The sequence below is a fragment of the Eggerthella sp. 1_3_56FAA genome, assembly GCF_000185625.1.
GTDB lineage: Bacteria > Actinomycetota > Coriobacteriia > Coriobacteriales > Eggerthellaceae > Eggerthella > Eggerthella lenta.
Map to the genome: position 1 here is coordinate 175,181 of NZ_GL622579.1, position 15,949 is coordinate 191,129.

General features: G+C 63.6%; 14 protein-coding genes, 3 tRNA genes and 1 pseudogene. 11 read left to right on the plus strand and 7 right to left on the minus strand.

Going from position 1 to position 15,949, the window contains the following annotated elements; genetic code table 11:
* From HMPREF1023_RS00710 to HMPREF1023_RS00725, 4 genes and pseudogenes are all read right to left on the minus strand, one after another.
* A pseudogene (locus tag HMPREF1023_RS00710) lies at positions 1-202 on the minus strand (hypothetical protein); the annotation flags it as partial.
* A complete protein-coding gene (locus HMPREF1023_RS00715; protein ID WP_009608270.1) occupies positions 199-840 on the minus strand; it encodes an RNA polymerase sigma factor in 642 nt (213 codons plus the stop codon). The gene HMPREF1023_RS00715 and the pseudogene HMPREF1023_RS00710, both read right to left, overlap by 4 nt.
* A gap of 146 nt (positions 841-986) precedes the next feature.
* Positions 987-1,062: transfer RNA gene (locus HMPREF1023_RS00720), tRNA-Lys, on the minus strand.
* Between the two features lie 97 nt (positions 1,063-1,159).
* Positions 1,160-1,236, minus strand: a tRNA-His gene (locus tag HMPREF1023_RS00725).
* Positions 1,237-1,459: 223 nt separating this feature from the next.
* Between HMPREF1023_RS00725 and HMPREF1023_RS00730 the strand changes: the two genes are divergently transcribed.
* Together HMPREF1023_RS00730 and HMPREF1023_RS00735 are read left to right on the plus strand one after the other, a co-directional pair.
* Positions 1,460-3,118, plus strand: coding sequence for an NYN domain-containing protein (locus HMPREF1023_RS00730; RefSeq protein WP_009304206.1), 1,659 nt, complete (start codon positions 1,460-1,462; stop codon positions 3,116-3,118).
* A 333-nt stretch (positions 3,119-3,451) separates the two neighbouring features.
* On the plus strand, positions 3,452-4,027 hold the full coding sequence (locus tag HMPREF1023_RS00735; protein ID WP_009304207.1) for a DUF4230 domain-containing protein: 576 nt from the start codon (positions 3,452-3,454) through the stop codon (positions 4,025-4,027).
* A gap of 64 nt (positions 4,028-4,091) precedes the next feature.
* On the opposite strand, the gene sstT is transcribed toward HMPREF1023_RS00735, so the two are convergent.
* Positions 4,092-5,348: a serine/threonine transporter SstT gene (gene sstT / locus HMPREF1023_RS00740; protein WP_009304208.1), complete on the minus strand. Its 1,257-nt coding sequence runs from the start codon at positions 5,346-5,348 to the stop codon at positions 4,092-4,094.
* Positions 5,349-5,487: 139 nt separating this feature from the next.
* Between sstT and HMPREF1023_RS00745 the strand changes: the two genes are divergently transcribed.
* Positions 5,488-5,572, plus strand: a tRNA-Leu gene (locus HMPREF1023_RS00745).
* A 164-nt stretch (positions 5,573-5,736) separates the two neighbouring features.
* On the opposite strand, the gene HMPREF1023_RS00750 is transcribed toward HMPREF1023_RS00745, so the two are convergent.
* Positions 5,737-6,099, minus strand: a complete 363-nt coding sequence (locus HMPREF1023_RS00750) for a hypothetical protein (protein WP_009304209.1) — start codon at positions 6,097-6,099, stop codon at positions 5,737-5,739.
* 141 nt (positions 6,100-6,240) lie between these two features.
* Positions 6,241-6,828, minus strand: a complete 588-nt coding sequence (locus HMPREF1023_RS00755; protein ID WP_009304210.1) for a DUF308 domain-containing protein — start codon at positions 6,826-6,828, stop codon at positions 6,241-6,243.
* Between the two features lie 303 nt (positions 6,829-7,131).
* Between HMPREF1023_RS00755 and tig the strand changes: the two genes are divergently transcribed.
* The 8 genes from tig to HMPREF1023_RS00790 all read left to right on the plus strand — a co-directional run bounded on the left by tig (position 7,132) and on the right by HMPREF1023_RS00790 (position 15,774).
* A complete protein-coding gene (gene tig / locus HMPREF1023_RS00760) occupies positions 7,132-8,619 on the plus strand; it encodes a trigger factor (RefSeq protein ID WP_009304211.1) in 1,488 nt (495 codons plus the stop codon).
* A 164-nt stretch (positions 8,620-8,783) separates the two neighbouring features.
* A complete protein-coding gene (locus HMPREF1023_RS00765; protein WP_009304212.1) occupies positions 8,784-9,407 on the plus strand; it encodes an ATP-dependent Clp protease proteolytic subunit in 624 nt (207 codons plus the stop codon).
* 17 nt (positions 9,408-9,424) lie between these two features.
* Positions 9,425-10,840: an ATP-dependent Clp protease ATP-binding subunit ClpX gene (gene clpX, locus HMPREF1023_RS00770; RefSeq protein WP_009304213.1), complete on the plus strand. Its 1,416-nt coding sequence runs from the start codon at positions 9,425-9,427 to the stop codon at positions 10,838-10,840.
* 96 nt (positions 10,841-10,936) lie between these two features.
* Complete coding sequence (locus tag HMPREF1023_RS00775; RefSeq protein WP_009304214.1) at positions 10,937-13,618, plus strand: valine--tRNA ligase; 2,682 nt, start codon at positions 10,937-10,939, stop codon at positions 13,616-13,618.
* Between the two features lie 3 nt (positions 13,619-13,621).
* Entirely contained in the window at positions 13,622-14,521 is a 900-nt protein-coding gene (locus HMPREF1023_RS00780; protein ID WP_009304215.1) for a GGDEF domain-containing protein, read from the plus strand.
* Between the two features lie 162 nt (positions 14,522-14,683).
* Complete coding sequence (locus tag HMPREF1023_RS15350) at positions 14,684-14,860, plus strand: hypothetical protein (protein WP_015760849.1); 177 nt, start codon at positions 14,684-14,686, stop codon at positions 14,858-14,860.
* A 171-nt stretch (positions 14,861-15,031) separates the two neighbouring features.
* Positions 15,032-15,406 carry a type II toxin-antitoxin system RelE/ParE family toxin gene (locus HMPREF1023_RS00785; protein WP_009304216.1) on the plus strand — a complete coding sequence of 125 codons (375 nt, stop codon included), beginning with the start codon at positions 15,032-15,034 and terminating at the stop codon, positions 15,404-15,406.
* The gene (locus HMPREF1023_RS00790) at positions 15,403-15,774 is read left to right on the plus strand and encodes a helix-turn-helix domain-containing protein (protein WP_009304217.1); all 372 of its coding nucleotides are present in this window, start codon (positions 15,403-15,405) and stop codon (positions 15,772-15,774) included. The genes HMPREF1023_RS00785 and HMPREF1023_RS00790 overlap by 4 nt, the downstream gene beginning before the upstream one ends.
* Positions 15,775-15,949 lie beyond the last annotated feature (175 nt).

A 15,949-nucleotide genomic window follows, 5' to 3' on the forward strand; every position in this document is an offset into this window, starting at 1 on the left:
GCGCAACTGCGACGCCGCCGCTGCGCGATCCGGCGCGCCGATGTGGGCGCTTGGCTGACGCGGTCGCGACCGGCTGAGCGGAGGAGGCGAAGCGGTCGGCTGCCCGCTCGGCGGCGGCTAGCGTGCGTTCTTTGAGATCGGACGACGCGCGCACCTGGTGCTGCATGCGCTCGTACTCCTTGCGGAAATCGTTTTCGTTCATGAGTGCGCTCCTAGATTGATCTTGAGGGCCTTGCGCGCGCGGTGGAGGTGGGATCGGACGGTGCCTGAGCGCTCGCCGGTGATCTGCGCTATCTCGTCGGTTGCATATCCTTCGAAGTAGAACAGGTGCACGGCGGTGCGCTGCTGGGGCGTGAGGCGGGCGAGAGCCGCGGCCAAGTCGCCGGGCTCGAGGTTGCGGTTGCCGAAAGCGTCGTCGGGCGCTTCGCGTCCCGGCTCGTCCAGCTCGGAGGCGCGCAACGTGGACAGCGTGGCATCGTCAAGCTCGGCGCGGCGCTTGCTCCAGGGGCTGCGGTGCACGTCGTTGCAGCAGTTGATCGTCACGCGCAGAAGCCACGCCTTCAGATGCTCGTCGTCGGTGAACCGCTCTCTCGATTGCAGCAGGCGCATGAACACGGTTTGAAACACGTCCTCAGCGTCGGCGACGCTGCCCATGCGGCTGGTAGCCAAGCGAAGCACGGTGTCGCCCCAGCGCTCCATGGCGCTTTCGAGCGCCACGGCGTCGAGGACGTGCACGGTTCCGCTCGGCTGGCCAGCGTGCGGTTTTCGTCCGTTCGCTGCAGCAAGCGGACGGTCGCTCCGGGACGTTCCGGCTCCCAGAGCCTCGCAACCTACATCCATATCCCATCTCCTTTCCGCTACCAACACGCGCGAAGGAGCGTTTTGTCGCAGATGCTTCCGCCATCATACACAAGGTGCCCACAATTCAGAGGAGAAGGGGGAAAATGAAAAAGGCCAGACATGATGTCTGACCTTTAGAATTCAAATGGTGGACTGTCGGGGACTCGAACCCCGGACCTTGGGATTAAGAGTCCCCTGCTCTACCAACTAAGCTAACAGTCCAGAAATAACGCCTATGTCAAAGTTCCAAGTGCGCAAAGCGCTGGATTATTTTAAAGCATGTTTCCAGCAATTGCAAGTACTTTTTTCAAACTCGCGCTGGGGTGGATGATGGGACTCGAACCCACGACCTCCAGAGCCACAATCTGGCGTTCTAGCCGACTGAACTACACCCACCAAGGCGCAAGGTGGTAGTATACGGATTTTCTACCGGGAGTGCAAGAGGAATATGAGCAAAATGTATCAACCATTTTGCAAACGCCTGTCGATCGCTTGCTTTCAAGTAGTATAGAATCATCCAAGACGTCGAAAACGGCTGCCTAGCGCGGCGCCCGAAGAAGAGTCGACGCCCGAGGGGCAGGGCATCCGGCCCTCCCGCAATCGGAATGAGGAGCACTACGTGGATATCAAGCAATCGTCTGAAAAGCGGTTCGCACTTTTGATCGATGCCGACAACGTGTCGGCGAAATATATAAAGCCCATCACCGACGAGCTGTCGAAGTACGGCACCGTCACCTACAAGCGCATCTACGGCGACTGGACGCTCACGCTCCATGCCAAGTGGAAAGACGCGCTGCTGGAGAACTCCATCACGCCCATCCAGCAGTTCGGCTACACTCAAGGCAAGAATGCCACCGACTCGGCCATGATCATCGACGCCATGGACATCCTGTACACGCGCTCGGTGGAGGGCTTCTGCATCGTGTCGAGCGACAGCGATTTCACGCGTCTGGCCAGCCGTATCCGCGAAAGCGGCCTCACGGTCATCGGCATGGGCGAGAAGAAGACGCCCACGCCGTTCAGAAAGGCATGCGACATTTTCACCACGCTGGAGCTTCTGCTGGGCGACACGGGCGGCAAGTCGGGCGGACGCAACAGGAACCGTCACGACCAGGGCTCGTCGTCGAACGGCCAGGGCGCTGGAACCACCACCATGAGCAAGGACGAGATCGAGCAGGCCGTGGTGAACATCATCACGGACAACCAGAACAACGGCAAGTCGACGGGGCTCGGAGAGGTGGGCAGCCGTCTGCTGAAGCGCTACCCCGACTTCGACGTGCGCAGCTACGGCACGAACCTGCTGTCGAAGCTGCTCGACGAGTTCGCCAGCGTGCAGATCATCAAGGACGGCAGCTCGGTGGCCGTGGTGCTGGCTGAGGGTGCGAACGCTCCGAAGGACGCTTCCCCGGAGGCAGAGCAGGCACCCGAGACCAAGCAGGCCGACGACGTGAAAGACGCGCCGGTTGCAGAATCTGAAGGATCGACGGACGCACAGGGCGCCGCTGAGGCGAAGCCGGTCGAGAAGAAGCCCGCGTCGCGCCGTCAGCCGCGTCGTCGCAAGGATCAGGTCGCGGCGCAGCAGGGATCCGAGGCTACCGAGGAGAAGCCGGTTCAGGAACCGGAACTCTCAGCGGAGCCCGCAGGCGAGCAGCATGATCGTCTGGCCGAACCTGTCGTCGAAGCCGAGCCTGCCGAGCAGCCTCCCTCGGACAACCGTCCCGGACGTGCCGCCCGCATGCGCGCGGCTGCTTCTCGCTCGAGAGGCTCGGAAGGGCGCAAGCAGGCGGGGAAGAAGCAGACCGAGAAGGGTGAGCGCTCGGACGGCGAGGTGCCTGCCCAGGCCGCCGCGCCAACCGAGGAGCAGAAGCCCGCTGCGAAGCCGAAGCGCAAGCCCGCGAGGGCGAAGGCCCCCAAGGCCGAGCAGCCGGTCGCCGAGGCTACGGCGACGCAGGAGGAGCCCGTCGGGGAAGCGCCGAAGCGGGAGTCCGAAGCGCCCGCGAAGCGCGCACCGAAGCGTCCAGCCAAAGCGACTGCGAAGGCTGTCGCCGAAGGCGCCGCTGCCCCGTCCGACCCCGAGGCGTTCATCCGCCAGACCGTGGCCGCCGCCGAGCCGGAGGGGATCGCGCTGTCCGTGCTGGGCAAGCGCGTGCGCGGCAAGTTCCGCACGTTCAAGCTGCGCGATCTGGGCTACGCGCAGTTCAGGCCCTATCTCGACGACCTGGACGGCATCAAGGTGGAGCAGCGCGACGGCCAATCCTACGCCCGCCTCGACCGATAAGCGCGAATTGCCCGCGAGGGGTTTCTCGTGCGGTGCCGACAGGGAGGCTTCCCATCGGCGCCGCAGGGAGCCGCCCGATTACGGCTCGTGGTCTGCGCTCGGGGCGTCGAGCGGAATACCGCGCCCTCTTGGCAGAGGCGCGCATAAGTCGAGGACTTGGACTCCCTGCCCGATGCCGTGCGAACTCGCGGGCGCGGAAATGGACGAACGCGGCGGCGCATCCCGGCTCGTGACGGTCGGGCAACAACCGTTCGTTGAAGTCGTGAGGCGGCGTTTTCGGGTTCTTCTCCCATGATATCCTTGTAGCGTGAAAGCTGACGAGGTAGGAGAGGCATGAAGAAGATAGTCATGGTTATCGTCGCCGTCGCGCTGATCGCGGCCGGTGTGTTCGGAACGCTCGCCGTGCAGCGCACGTTCGAGCCCAGCATCTCGCTGTCGTCCACGTCCATCCAGGAGCAGCTGTCCGATTGCAGCGAGCTTGCCACGGCCAAGCTGGACTACCGCGGCCTCGTGCGCTACGAGAACGGCGACATCGACTTCATCACGAAGAAGGCCTTCACCATGGTCTACGATGCCGAGGTGCGCGCAGGCGTGGATCTGGCGCAGGCCCGCGTCGAGGTCAGCGGCAACGCCATCACGGTGAGCCTGCCGGCGCCGCAGCTTCTGGGCATCGAGATCGACCCGAACTCCCTCGAGTTCTACGATTCATCGTTCGCGCTGTTCAACTGGGAGAACAAGCAAGACACGGCCGAGGCGCTGAAGGTGGCGCAGCAAGATGCCGAGGGCAAGGTGAACCAGGCCAACATGCTGGAGCAAGCCAAGGCTCAGGCGCATACGCTGGTCGAGAACCTGTTGAAGCCCTTCACCGTCGGCGACAACGCCTATACGGTGACGGTGGTCGACCAATAGCAACGCGTGCAAGAAGAAGGGCGGCCCTGGAGCCGCCCTTCTTCTTGCAGAGGAACCGTTCCCCTTACGCCAGCTCGTTCTCGCTGAACGCATCCTCGCCGAACGTGATCTCCTTGCCGGCTTTGCGCCACTCGCGGTACTCCGACGTGGCGGTGAACAGCACGTCGGACGACGAGTTGAGCGCCGTCTCGCACGAATCCTGAACCACGCCGATGATGAAGCCGATGGCCACCACCTGCATGGCCACGTCGTTGCCGATGCCGAACAGCGAACATGCCAGCGGGATGAGCAGCAGCGACCCTCCTGCCACGCCCGACGCGCCGCAGGCGGACACCGCTGCCAGCGCGCTGAGGATGACGGCGGTGGGCAGATCGATGGACACGCCCATGGTGTGGGCGGCCGCCATGGCCATGACCGAGATGGTCACCGCAGCGCCCGCCATGTTTATGGTGGCTCCCAGCGGGATGGACACTGAGTAGTTGTCCTTGTCCAGCCCCAGCTTGCGGCACAGCTCCATGTTCACCGGGATGTTCGCCGCCGAGCTGCGCGTGAAGAACGCCGTGATGCCGCTGTCCTTCAGGCAGCGCAGCACGAGGGGGTAGGGGTTCTTGCGGATGCCCCAGAACACCAGCAGCGGGTTCGTGACGAACGCGATGAACAGCATGCAGCCCACCAGCACCAGCAGAAGCTGGCCGTACTCGGTGAATATCTCCAGGCCGTTCGCGCTCACCGTGGTGTACACGAGGCCCAAGATGCCGAAGGGCGCCAGCGAGATCACCCAGCGCACCACCTGCGACACGGCGTCGGACACGCTGGCGAACACGTCCTTCGTGCTCTGCGACGCGGCGCGCAGCGCGATGCCCAGCACCACGGCCCAAGCCAGGATGCCGATGTAGTTCGCGTTCATAAGCGCGTCCACCGGGTTCGACACCACGTTCATCACGAGCGCGCCCAGCACCTCCCCGATGCCCGACGGCGAGCTCTGGTCGGCCGCCGGAGCGCTCAGCGTGAGCTCGATGGGGAACAGGAAGCTGGCCACCACGGCCACGAGCGCCGCGACGAACGTGCTCACCACGTACAGGAGCACGACGGTTTTCATCGATCCGGCTGCGCGAGCGTTCGCAAGCGCGCTGATAACCAGGAAGAACACCAGAATCGGCGCGACGCCTTTCAGCGCCGACACGAACAGCGTGCCCAGCAGCTCGACGACCTCGATGTTCGGCACCGCCACGCCCAGCACGCCGCCGATCACCAGTCCGATGACGATACGCTTCACCAGGCTGACCGAGTTCCACGCCTGGACGACCTTCTTGATTCCCATGATGCGTTCCTTTCCCGTTGAGTCGCATCATAGTAGCAGAAAGAGGGCGCGCGCACGAAAAGCGTTCGGACGACGGTTTTCTTTCCCGCCGTTTTTGGTATCATGGTCGCTGCGCGCTTTCGGGCGCGATGCAACGCGTGCGGGCGTGGCGGAATTGGCAGACGCGCCAGATTTAGGTTCTGGTGGGGAAACTCGTGAAGGTTCAAGTCCTTTCGCCCGCACCATCAAGATACGTCGCGGCGCGCTTCGCCCAATACGGGATGCGAAGGCTGCGCGTCCCGTTCCCCATGCACGCTTTTGTCAAGCTAAACGCATCGTTGGACCCGCATACGCTTGACAAAAGCGTGCACGAGCAGAAAAAGGCTCGCAGCTTCGGCGTTCGGGCGAGCTAGGCGAAGAACTTTCCCAACAGAAAGCCTATGACTACGCTGAGGGCGGCGAACAAAGCGGCGGTGCCCACGAGGCGCGTTTCGCGACGCTCGCGGCGCTTGCGCTCCTCTTCCTCCTGTTTGAGCATGGGAAAGTAGGAGTATCCGTCCGACGTGATGGTGACCACGGTGCCGCGGCGGTCGTCGATTTTCTGCATGAGCGCGCCGTGCGCGATGAGCTCTACCTGCAGGTCGTCGTCGGGGCGATAGGGGAAGGCGCAGTGATACACGAGGTCGCCGTCGACGGTGCACGTTGCGCGCTCGTAGTCCAGCAAGCGCGCCAGCTCGCGTTCCTGCAATATGTTGAGATCGATGGTGGGCATGGAAGCCTCCGGCTGCTGCGTTTCGGGTGCGTTTCGCTTTCGGCTTCATGATACCGTGATCGGGCGATTAGCGGGAGGGCAAAATCGATTTGTAACCTTCGAGATTCGGGTAAGAGGCGCCTTCCTTGCCGTCCAATGGCGCTACGCTTCCGTTTCGACGGTGAGCTTGCCCGAATCGCCCGACTCGATCCGGAAGGGGTAGGCGATCAGTTCCAGGCCCAGCAACAGCACGTGGTGCTCGATGTTCGCGAACGGGCTGATGATAAGCAGCACGGCCAGCACCATCTCGAACACGGTGAAGGCCAGCTTCAACGCGAAGGGCCTCCTTCCCTTGAGCGCGTGCACCACCTCGTCGATCTCGTCGGCGGCCTTGTACAGGCCCAGGAGTCCCCACATCACGCCGACGAAGCTGATGGAGGCATGTCCCTGCACGAGGATGACGCCGCCGAGCACGCACATGACCACGGCCCGCCCCAGCACGGCCGGTTCCTCGACGAGGCTGCGCGCGTCGGCTCGCGCGCCGCTCGCGTGCGCAACCGCGTACACGAGGCCCGCCGCGCCCGATACCGCCATGAGGCCTCCCAGCAGATACGGCAGCGCGTCGGTGACGGTGTCGGGGATCAGCAGGCAGCACATCCCCAAAAGCGGCAGGAGCAGCAGCGAGACCACCGACACCTGCTCGCTGCGGCTGCGGGATTTGATGGCTTTGAGGGTGCGGTCCTGGGGCATAAGGGGCTCCTTGCGTCCTTGTCGAAAGTCGTCTCATGGTAGCATGACTTTCGATGCCGGCGGAATTTTCAACGGGCGGTTCCCCGGTTTCGTTTCCGTTGCACCCTGGTTGCGTCCCGGTTTCGTCGGTTCTTCGTGAACCTGCCTCATCTTTACTTCCCGGCTGGGCGCATATGTGCGATAATTCCGTCTCGGTGTGCTTGGCTTGCTTTGCAGGTCGTAACGCATCGCTGCAAGGGAAGGCCAAGGCAGTCGCACCGAACGATGCCGCAAGGCGACATATGAATGATGGAGGATAGTTACGTGGAAACAAAAGTTGAGGCATTGGAAGATAACCGCACGAAAGTGACCGTTACCGTCGATGCCGCGGACATCGATGCCCGCATCAAGAAGACCTACAAGGACTTCGCCAACAAGTACAACTTCCCCGGGTTCCGCAAGGGCAAGGCCCCGCGCCCGATCATCGACAACGCCCTGGGCGCCGAAGCCGTGCGCGCGACGGTCACCGACGACGTGGTCAACGGCACCTATCCTCTCGCCATCGACGATTGCGACCTGTACCCCATCGCCAAGCCTGAATTCGACGAGACGGACCTCGTCGAGGCCGGCAAGCCCTACACCTTCTCGTTCACCGTCACGGTGAAGCCCGAGATCGAGATTTCCAGCTACGAGCCCGTCGAGATCGAGCTGCCCGCCGAAGGCACGACCGATGCCGAGATCGACGAGCAGATCGACGCCCTGCGCGAGCACTACTACTCGTTCGAGGACGCTTCCGCCGCCACGAAGGTGAAGGAAGACAGCTATATCGACCTGGCCATGAAGGCCACCGACGACAAGGGCGAGGAGATTCCGTCGCTCACGACCGAGAACCGTCCCTACGGCTTGGGCGCGAACCTGTTCCCGGCCGAGTTCGACGAGCAGCTGGTGGGCCTGAAGAAGGGCCAGACCGCTACGTTCACGCTGGACATGCCCGCCGATCCGCCCATCATGCTGTCCGCGCTGGCCGGCAAGACCGAGAAGATCAACTTCGAGGTCGAGGTCAAGGTCGTCAAGAAGAAGATCGTTCCCGAGGTCAACGACGAGTGGGCCAAGGAGCAGATGGGCTTCGAAAGCGTCGAGGACCTGCGTGCGCGCATCGCCGAGTCCGTCACCAGCCAGAAGGCCGACATGATGCCGCGCCTGAAGGAGAACGCCTGCCTGTACGCGCTCGCCGAGCGCGTGGAGGGCGACGTCCCCGAGGCCATGCTGGAGGACGCGGAGGCCAGCTTGATCCAGGACTTCTTCCAGCAGCTGCAGAGCCAGGGCATGACCTTCGACGTGTACCTCGCCCAGCAAGGCATCACGCCCGACCAGTTCAAGGAGGACGTGAAGAAGCAGGCCGAGGACATGTCCAAGCAGGATCTCGCGCTTGACGCGTGGGCCCGCCACTTCGGCATGGAGGCTACGGCCGAGGAGGTCACCGAGGAGTTCGTGAAGAGCGGCGTCGAGGATCCCGCGGCTCTGGAGGCCGAGTGGCGCTCGAACGGCCAGCTGCACATGGTGCGCCAGGGCGTGATCCGCACCAAGGCCGTGAAGGACATCATGGACAAGGCCGTCGTGACCGAGCTCGACCTCTCGAAGAAGAAGGACGAGGAAAAGAAGCCGGCCAAGAAGGCTGCGGCCAAGAAGACGGCCAAGAAGGACGAGGCCGCAGGCGACGAGCCCGCGAAGAAGCCCGCCAAGAAGGCCGCTCCGAAGAAGGCTGCGAAGAAGGACGAGGACGTCGAGGCCAAGGCCGACGACGCAGAATAGCACCGTGAGCACATCGAGCCGTCCGGCCGCGCATCCGCGCGTCGCCGGGCGGCTCGAGGTAACGAAACGGTACCCCGGCCTTGCACAGCGCAGCGATAAACCTCACTATGGCATAAACGCAAGCAGGCCGCCGAGCGGCCGCAAGAGACAAGCGAGGCAACCTTATGAGCTTTGATCCCAAATCAGCACTGATTCCCTACGTTATCGAGCAGTCCCCGCGCGGCGAGCGCAGCTACGACATCTACTCCCGCCTGCTCAACGATCGCGTTATCTTCCTGGGCGAGCAGATCGACGACAACGTGGCCAACTCTGTGGTGGCGCAGCTGCTGCACCTCGAGAGCGCCGATCCGGACAAGGACATCTCCCTGTACATCAACTCGCCGGGCGGCTCGGTGACCGCGGGTCTTGCCATCCTTGACACGATGGACTTCATCAAGTGCGATGTGTCCACCATCTGCCTGGGCGAGTGCGCCTCTATGGCCGCCGTGCTGCTGTCCAACGGCGCCAAGGGTAAGCGCCTGTGCCTGCCGAACTCCATGGTGCTCATCCACCAGCCGTCCGGCGGCGCGCAGGGCCAGCAGACCGAGATCGCCATCGTGGCCGACTTCATGCTGAAGACCCGCAACCGCCTGAACAAGATCCTCGCGGACAACACGGGCCAGACGCTGGAGACCATCCAGAACGACACCGAGCGCGACAACTATATGACCGCCGAAGAGGCCGTCGCCTACGGCCTGGTCGACCGCATCACCACCTCGCGCGCGGTTGCGCCGAGCACCGACGAGTAGAGAAGCGAACAGGATACATGAACGACAGACGCGACGACGAATTCGAAGGCCGAGACGCCGATATCGCCTGCGCCTTCTGCGGCAAGCAGCCGCATCAGGTGGCGGCCATGATATCGGGGCCGAACGGCATCTACATCTGCGACGAGTGCATCTCCGTGTGCGCCGATGCCATGATGCGCGACCTGGGGCTGAGCGTTCCGGGCCACGACGAGGCAGCAATGGCGGAGGGCTTCTCCCACGCCGAGGAGGGCCGTCACGCGCGGGTGGGCGACGGGGTCGTGACGGCTTCGGTCGCCGATCCGGCGCCGGAGGACGTGCTGGCCGACCTGCCCACGCCCCACGAGCTGTACGCCGAGCTCTCCGAGCACGTGGTGGGCCAGGAGCAGGCGAAGCGCGCGCTGTCGGTGGCGGTGTACAACCACTACAAGCGCATCAGCCTGGGCGCGGACGCCGTAGACGGCGACGTGGAGCTGGCGAAGAGCAACATCATGCTTCTGGGTCCCACGGGCTCGGGCAAGACGCTGCTTGCGCAGACGCTGGCCCGCACGTTGCGCGTGCCGTTCGCCATCGCCGACGCCACCACCCTCACCGAGGCGGGCTACGTGGGCGAGGATGTGGAGAACATCCTGCTCAAGCTCATGACCGCGGCCGACTTCGATATCCCGCGCGCCGAGATCGGCATCATCTACATCGACGAGATCGACAAGGTGGCCCGCAAGGCCGAGAACCTGTCCATCACGCGCGACGTGTCGGGCGAGGGCGTGCAGCAGGCGCTGCTGAAGATCGTGGAGGGCACGGAGGCCAGCGTGCCGCCGCAGGGCGGCCGCAAGCACCCGCAGCAGGAGCTCATCCATATCGACACCACGAACATCCTGTTCATCCTGGGCGGCGCGTTTGTCGGGCTTGCCGACATCATCGCCGACCGCGTGGGCAAGAAGGGCCTGGGCTTCAACGCCGAGCTGCCCGAGAGCAAGAAGCACGCCGAGGCCGAGCTTTTGGCGCGCGTGCTGCCGGAGGATCTGAACAAGTACGGCATGATCCCCGAGTTCGTGGGGCGCATCCCCGTGGTGACGTCGCTCAACGAGCTTTCCGAGGAAGATCTCGTGCGCATCCTCACCGAGCCGAAGAACGCTCTGGTGAAGCAGTACACCAAGATGTTCGAGTTCGAGGATTCCGTGCTGACGTTCGAGCCGGAAGCCTTGAAAGTCATCGCTCACGAAGCGGTGGAGCACGGCACGGGCGCCCGCGGTCTGCGCTCCATCTGCGAGCGCGTGCTGCAGGACGTGATGTACGACCTGCCCGAGCAGAAAGGCCCGTCGACGGTGACCATCCGTGCGACGGACATCACGGGGGAGACAAAGCCCGACATCGAGCCGACGGACGGGGCGGAAGCTCTTCCGGCGGGCGATGCGGCAAGCCTGCAAAGCGCGTAGCGCGGGCGCAGGATACGGTAAACGAGCGGGCGGATCGCGGACGAGCGGCGCGCCCGCTTTTCGGTTTGAGAGACTTTGAGGACGAAAGAGCAGATCATGGCCGATAACACGAACGACAAGAGCGGCAAGAAGATCGACTACGACTTCGCCGCCCACGAGCGCCCGCTTTTCGACGCGTGGATGGACGCGGGCTACTTCCAGCGCACGCCCGAGCTGGGCGCGGGCACGGGGCAGCCCTACACCATCGTCATCCCGCCGCCGAACATCACGGGCGTGCTGCACATGGGCCACGCCCTCAACGACACCATCCAGGACACGTGCATCCGCCGCGCCCGCATGCAGGGCCGTCCCACGCGCTGGATCCTCGGCACCGACCACGCCGGCATCTCCACGCAGACCAAGGTGGACAAGAAGCTGGCCGACCAGGGCATCAGCCGTTTGGAAATCGGCCGCGAGGCGTTCATCGAGGCGTGCTACGACTGGTACAAGGAGTACGGCACCACCATCGTGAACCAGATCAAGGGCATGGGCTGCTCGTGCGACTACGCCGACGAGCACTTCACGCTGGAGCCGGCCTACGTGAAGGCCGTGCGCAAGCTGTTCGTGGACTGGTACCACGACGACCTCATCTACAAGGGCAAGCGCATCGTGAACTGGTGCCCCCACTGCACGACGTCCATCTCCGACGACGAGGCCGAGTACGTGGACGAGGCGGGGCACCTGTGGTACCTGCGCTACCCGCTGACCGAGCCCGAGGACGGCCTGGAGTACCTCGTGGTGGCCACGACGCGCCCCGAGACGATGCTCGGCGACACGGGCGTGGCGGTGAACCCGAAGGACGAGCGCTTCAAGCACCTCGTGGGCAAGACGGTGAAACTGCCGCTCGTCGACCGCGAGATCCCCATCTTCGCCGACTGGCACGTGGACAGGGAGTTCGGTACCGGCTGCGTGAAGACCACGCCCGCGCACGACCCGAACGACTGGGCGATGGGCGAGCGCAACGGCCTCGAGCGCATCAATATCTTCGACGAGACCGCGCACGTGGTGGACGGCTTCGGCGCGTTCAGCGGCATGGACCGCGACGAGGCCCGCGAAGCCGTCGTGGCCGCGTTCGACGAGCTGGGCTTGCTGGAGAAGGTGGAGGACCACGACCACTCCGTCATGACGTGCTACCGCTGCCACACGAAGCTCGAGCCCTGGGAGTCCGAGCAGTGGTTCGTGGCCGTGGACGGCCTCAAGCAGGACGCGGCGCGCGTGGTGGAGGACGGCTCCATCCAGTTCCACCCCGAGCGCTGGAAGCAGGTGTACCTCGACTGGCTGGACAACCTCAAGGACTGGTGCATCTCGCGCCAGCTGTGGTGGGGCCACCGCATCCCCATGTTCTACTGCGACGAGTGCGGCTGGGAGGACGCGTCGGTGGAGGACGTCGAGACGTGCCCCGTGTGCGGGAAGCCCGTGCGCCAGGACGAGGACGTGCTGGACACGTGGTTCTCGTCGCAGCTGTGGCCGTTCGCCACGATGGGCTGGACCGAGGAGGGCATGGACGCGCCGCAGATGAAGCAGGCGTATCCCACCCAGGTGCTGTCCACGGCTCGCGACATCATGGGCTTGTGGGTGGCGCGCATGGTGATGGCATCCATGTACTGCACCGATCGCATCCCGTTCGAGCACGTCATCATCCATCCCACGGTGATGGCCGCCGACGGCAAGCCCATGTCGAAGAGCCGCGGCAACGGCGTGGACCCGCTGCGCCTCATGGAGGACTACGGAGCCGACGGCATGCGCTTCGGCCTGCTCATGCAGGTGACGGGTGCGCAGGACCTCAAGTTCAACGAGGCGAAGCTGGAAAGCTCGCGCAATTTCGCGAACAAGATCCGCAACGCGGCGCGCTTCGTGACGATGAACCTCGACGACTACGTGCCGGGCGCGCCCGAGCCCGTGACGCCGGCCGACCGTTGGATATTCTCGCGCCTGGCGGGGCTCGTGGCCCGCGTCGACGAGGCGTACGGGAACTTCGAGTTCGGCGAGATCACGCGCGAGCTGTTCTCGTTCTTCTGGAACGAGTTCTGCGACTGGTACATCGAGTTTTCGAAGGCGCGCCTGAACGGCTCGCCTGAGGATCGCGCGGCGTGCCAGCGTAACCTCGTGTTCGTGCTCGACCAGGCGCTGCGCCTGCTGCACCCCATCATGCCGTTCGTGACGGAAGAGATCTATCAGCAGCTGCCTATCGACCGCACGGAGGCGCCGTACCTCATCGTGGCCGCATGGCCCGATGCCGATGCGCTGGCGCAGTACGTGGACGCGGATGCCGAGCGTGCCATCGACATGGTGTGCGAGACGGTATCGGCCATCCGCAGCACGCGCGCCCGCTACGGCATCTCGCCGAAGACGCAGCTGGCCGTGGCCGTGAAAGCGGGGGAGGACGACATCGCGCGCTTGGAGGCGCAGCGCGGGCTGATCGAGGGCATGGGCAATGTGGCCTCGCTTCAGATGGCCGCCGACGTGGAGAAGCCGGCCGAGTCCAGCGTGACGCTGGCGCCGGGCCTCGAGGTGTACATCGTGCTGTCGGGCCTGGTGGACTTTGAAGCCGAGCGCGCCCGCCTGGAGAAGGAGCGCGTGAAGCTGGCCGCCGACGCCGCGAAGCTGGGCAAGAAGCTGTCGAACCCGGGCTTTTTGGCGAAGGCCGCGCCCGAGATCGTGGAGAAGGATCGCGCCAAGCATGCCGAGATGACCGACAAGCTGGCTCGCGTGGAAGCGCAGCTGGCGGAGCTGGGGTAGCCTGTGTTCCCGTACGCGAGCATCCATCCTGAGGTTGCGAGCGCCGCGACCGACCTGCTGAGATTCGATTATTACCGGTTGGTCGATCCGCGCGACCACCGGGTGTTCGCGTACGACCGCGATGGGGATCGTCTGATCGAGGTCGACGGTCCCTGCTACCAGCTGTGGAACCAGGACGATCCGTGTCTCAACTGCTCGTCGCGCGCTTGCCTGACGATGCAGGACGCCGTGTTCAAGATCGAGTACCTCGACGGTCGCGTGCTTCACGTGACCAGCGTGCCGATGGACATAGAGGGCGCCGAGCTTGTGCTCGAGCTGATCAAGGATGTGACGGACAGCCTGCTGGTGGCCGACATCGAGGTGCGCGACAACATCGAGATCACCCAAATGATCACGAAGTTCAACGAACTCGCCGTGCGCGACGGGTTCACGAAGCTGTACAACAAGACCTTCATCAACAACGAGCTGGAATCTCTCGTTCAGGCTGCACGTGGCGGATCGCCGGCGGGAGAGGCCGCCGTGGTTCTGCTCGACATCGATGGATTCAAGCAGATCAACGATGCGTACGGGCATATTGCCGGCGACGACGCCTTGCAGTACTTCGCGAGCAAGATGCGCAGTTTCTCACGCTCTTTCGACGGGTGGGTCGGACGTTTCGGCGGCGATGAGTTCGTGCTGTGCGCGCCGAAAGGACTTTCGGAAGGCGATCTGGAGCGTCTGTTCGCTGAGATCGACGCGATCGAGCGCCATGCGTTCCAGGCTGAGGCGGGGTCGTTCTCGCTTGCGGCAAGTTGCGGCGTGTGCTTCGTGCGGCCGGATGACACCGTTCGCTCGCTGCTGGATCGCGCTGACGTTGCCATGTACCGGGCGAAGGAAAGCGGCCGAAGGTGGGTTGAGCGCTAGGGCGTGCGGAGCGCCGTCGAGGTGCGCGGTTGATTTTGCGATCCGGCGTTCGGCCATCGAGCCACTTGTCGAAGGAACCCGTGCGATTCGTCGTTCTGGACGAAGCCGCCAGGGCTCCGCACGTTGCCATCCTGAGCGAAACGACCGCAGGACGGTGCCATCATGGAGGCGATCAACGAGCGCTTCAAAGGTGGAAGCATCGCGGACTCATGTAGTCAGCTTTACTTGCGCCCCCTGTGCATCCCGAAGATGCACAGGGGGCGTTTTCGTGTTGCAGGGGCGACGGCTCTTTTGAATCGTATAGAAACCGCGTTGGATTTGTCGGTGAACCGCGTGTAATCCGCGTTGGATTCGTAGGTGCCGCGCGTGGAAACCGCGTTGGGGCGGCGTGGGAAAGGCGCTGGATTCAGGGGGAACCCGCGCTAGATCCCTGCCATCTGCGCGTGAGATCGCGTCGCTATCATTGAACGAGGAGGAATGCTGGACATAAAATAACGTGTGAGGTATATTATGGGGAACTGGGAAGTTGACCTGAGCCTGATAGCTCCATGGCTTAAGGAGCAGGATCAGGAGACGATCGTCGGTATGACGGCGGCGCTGAACGAGCTTCGCGATGTGGGCCCAGGACTGGGAAGGCCGCTTGTGGACACGGTGAAAGGTTCGTCGTTCAAGAACATGAAAGAGCTTAGACCTCCTTCTTCCGGCAGAAGCGAGATCAGGATATTGTTCGCGTTCGACCCGAAGCGGCGTGCGGTGACGCTGCTGGCGGGCGACAAATCGGCTGGCGGAACCCGCGAGCGATGGAATCGTTGGTATGCGCGGGCTATTCCGAGAGCCGATAGGCTTTACCGACAGCATTTGAGCGAGTTGGAGGATGAGAAATGAAGAAGAGCCTTTCCATCGAAGAATTTCTTGAAACGCGTCCTGACATCACTCCTGAAATGTTGGAGGAAGGCCGTCTTCTCGTCGAGGCGAAGATCAAGGGCTATGAGCTGCAGCAGGCGCGCAAGGCGTGCGGCATGACGCAGAAGGAGGTCGCCGCCAAGATGGGCGTCAGCCAGAAGCGCATCTCCGACCTGGAGAACGGCAGCATCGACGTCATGCAGGTGGAGACGCTGCGGCGCTACATCACCAGCCTGGGCGGCACCCTCGAGATCACGGCCAAACTTCCCGGTGTCTCGTTAGAGCTTCAGGGTCTGGGTACCGATCATCCGCTCTTCAAGCAAGAGGCGTGCGCCTTGGCGGCGGACTGACGGAGGGGATCGTCTCGACCAGCGACGGAGCCTCGCGATTCCGTTGCGCTGCGGGACGGCGTTGGTATGGCAATGCCGCTCGTTGCGGATTTATCGTCATTCGTTACCTTTTTGTTGTGTTTATACAACATGTAGGTATAATAAAGACCGCGACGAACGAACCGCTGATCGAAAT

Excerpts from the sequence above, each read along its gene's own strand:
- HMPREF1023_RS00750 (WP_009304209.1), bottom strand. The coding sequence starts at position 6,099 with ATGCCCACCATCGATCTCAACATATTGCAGGAACGCGAGCTGGCGCGC.
- sstT (WP_009304208.1), bottom strand. The coding sequence starts at position 5,348 with ATGGGAATCAAGAAGGTCGTCCAGGCGTGGAACTCGGTCAGCCTGGTG.
- HMPREF1023_RS00765 (WP_009304212.1), top strand. The coding sequence starts at position 8,784 with ATGAGCTTTGATCCCAAATCAGCACTGATTCCCTACGTTATCGAGCAG.
- HMPREF1023_RS00790 (WP_009304217.1), top strand. The coding sequence starts at position 15,403 with ATGAAGAAGAGCCTTTCCATCGAAGAATTTCTTGAAACGCGTCCTGAC.
- HMPREF1023_RS15350 (WP_015760849.1), top strand. The coding sequence starts at position 14,684 with ATGGAGGCGATCAACGAGCGCTTCAAAGGTGGAAGCATCGCGGACTCA.
- HMPREF1023_RS00785 (WP_009304216.1), top strand. The coding sequence starts at position 15,032 with ATGGGGAACTGGGAAGTTGACCTGAGCCTGATAGCTCCATGGCTTAAG.
- HMPREF1023_RS00755 (WP_009304210.1), bottom strand. The coding sequence starts at position 6,828 with ATGCCCCAGGACCGCACCCTCAAAGCCATCAAATCCCGCAGCCGCAGC.
- HMPREF1023_RS00715 (WP_009608270.1), bottom strand. The coding sequence starts at position 840 with ATGGATGTAGGTTGCGAGGCTCTGGGAGCCGGAACGTCCCGGAGCGAC.
- HMPREF1023_RS00735 (WP_009304207.1), top strand. The coding sequence starts at position 3,452 with ATGAAGAAGATAGTCATGGTTATCGTCGCCGTCGCGCTGATCGCGGCC.
- HMPREF1023_RS00775 (WP_009304214.1), top strand. The coding sequence starts at position 10,937 with ATGGCCGATAACACGAACGACAAGAGCGGCAAGAAGATCGACTACGAC.
- clpX (WP_009304213.1), top strand. The coding sequence starts at position 9,425 with ATGAACGACAGACGCGACGACGAATTCGAAGGCCGAGACGCCGATATC.